General features: G+C 55.5%; 2 protein-coding genes. Both read right to left on the reverse strand.

Annotated features, from left to right (window positions below):
* Nucleotides 1-626 precede the first annotated feature (626 nt).
* A complete protein-coding gene (locus tag ABHR63_RS09935) occupies nt 627-1,751 on the reverse strand; it encodes an aminotransferase (RefSeq protein WP_346965444.1) in 1,125 nt (374 codons plus the stop codon).
* A 149-nt stretch (nt 1,752-1,900) separates the two neighbouring features.
* A partial coding sequence (locus tag ABHR63_RS09940; RefSeq protein ID WP_195239190.1) for an arginine deiminase family protein occupies nt 1,901-1,976 on the reverse strand: 76 nt, incomplete at its 5' end.

Below are 1,976 nucleotides of genomic sequence, written 5' to 3' on the forward strand. Positions count from 1 at the left end.
CAGACCTTCCTGAGCTTGCCGATCTCGGAAGGCACGTGCAGACCTTTCGTCATGGCCTCCTACCTTTCTTTCGGGCCCTTGTCAGGGCCGATTCGTTAGCGCCCCTCCGTGTGAGGCGTTATTGCTGACGACATATTTATATCCAAAATCAGCCCATACTTCCACCTTGCCCCCGAACGGTTTTTTATAGGGGGTGAACGGCATACACATATACTTCACGCATGGCACACTTCATCTTAATAAAGCGTATTTACGTGCTTAAACGCGTTTTCAATCCTAAAATCAAATGGAACTTAACTTTGTTAAATCATCCTCAAATTGCATATTTCCACTAAAGCTATGAATAGAATTAGCGGTTCATACCGCGTCTCAACCATTTTCATTTTTATTCAGAAAAAAGATTGTCCTATTCATTTCTGGTAAATAAATTACCGTTTACCAGACGCTTGATACCGTTCACCGGAAACTCAGTATAAGGCCCAGCGGATACCGGCTCGCTTTACGGCCCCATTTGTAACAACTTGACTTCTCGGTATAGAAAAACGGACCCGCTTCACTAGGGAAACGGGTCCGTTTTCGATTATCTTCGGCCAATTTAGATAACGCCCTCGAAGATCATCGGAATCCTAGCGATCAAACTCCGCCAGCGCCTCGCCCAAAAGCCTCAGGCCCTCGCGCAGAACGTCCTCGCTCGCGCAGTAGCCCAGGCGTGCGCCACAGGGAAGCTCAAAGCGGCTGCCGGGTACCAGCAGCACTCCCCTCTCGGACAGCAGGCGCTTGCAGAACTCCTCGTCGTCCTCGGGAATATCCAGCTGGATAAACGAGGTAGACACGCCCTGTGGGGCCGTCCAGGAAACGCGATGCTGCGTATCGATCCAAGCCTGCGCGATATCGCGGTTGCCAAACACGATCTTGCGATTGCGCTCGAGGATCTTGTCCTTGTGCTCAAGCACATAGGTCGCCAAGGCGTCGTTGAACACACCGCCGCAGATCATGGTGTAATCGCGATAGGTACGGATGCGGTTGGACACCTCTTCGTCGGCCACGACCCAGCCCACGCGGGCCGCAGGCGTCGAATAGGTCTTCGACAACGAGTTGGTGACAATGGCCCTCTCGTACACGTCGACCATCGACATAAAGGACTCAGTGTTTTCGAGCGGCAGATACACCTCGTCGCACAGCACGTAGGCGCCCACCGAACGGGCGATCTCGGCAATCTGGCCGAGCATATCGGTATCGAGCACCGTACCGATGGGGTTCGATGCGTTGTTTATGCAGATAAGCTTGGTGTTGGGGCGCACCAAGCGCTTGAGTTCCTCGATATCGGGCTTCCAGCCGAGTTCCTCGCGAAGCTCCCAATACTCGACCTCGGCGCCCAGCGTGCGCGGAATCTCGTAGAGCGGTGCGTAGGTGGGCCACTCGGCGATAACGTGGTCGCCGGGCTCGACCACGGCCATGATGGCGTTGAGGTTCGCACCCGTGCAGCCATTGGTCTGCAGAATGTGGTCGGGATTGACCTCCCGACGATACAGCTTGGCAACCACGGCCTTAAACTCCGGCGAGCCCTCGATCCAGCCGTAGTTCATCTTCTCGCGGTCCAAGCGCTCGTAGAACGTGGCGCCGTCCTGCTCATCGAGCGCGCGCAGCTCGCCCATGGTGAGCGACGAGATCGTCGACTGGGCGATGTCCCACGTGGCACTTTTCTCCCAAACGTTGAGCCATTCCTCAACGCCAATCGTCTTGATGTCCATGGCCAAGCTCCTTACAAAAGCAGTCATCCAATCGTGTTGACGTCCCTCATACAAGATTGGGGCGGTGCGAAAACCCGCACCGCCCCAATGGGAGACATCTAATTGCAGCTAGATGTATGTATTATGACCTGTACGGGTCCTGAAAGACCTTAGAGGTCCTCGCGCCAGAAGGGCATGCTCATGCAGCGCGGGCCGCCGCGGCCGCGGGAGAGCTCGGCGGAGGGC

This window comes from Collinsella aerofaciens, from assembly GCF_039752775.1.
Classification (GTDB): Bacteria; Actinomycetota; Coriobacteriia; order Coriobacteriales; family Coriobacteriaceae; genus Collinsella; species Collinsella aerofaciens_R.

What these genes read in the sequence shown, in the direction of transcription:
- ABHR63_RS09935 (WP_346965444.1), bottom strand. Translation starts at nt 1,751, where the DNA reads ATGGACATCAAGACGATTGGCGTTGAGGAATGGCTCAACGTTTGGGAG.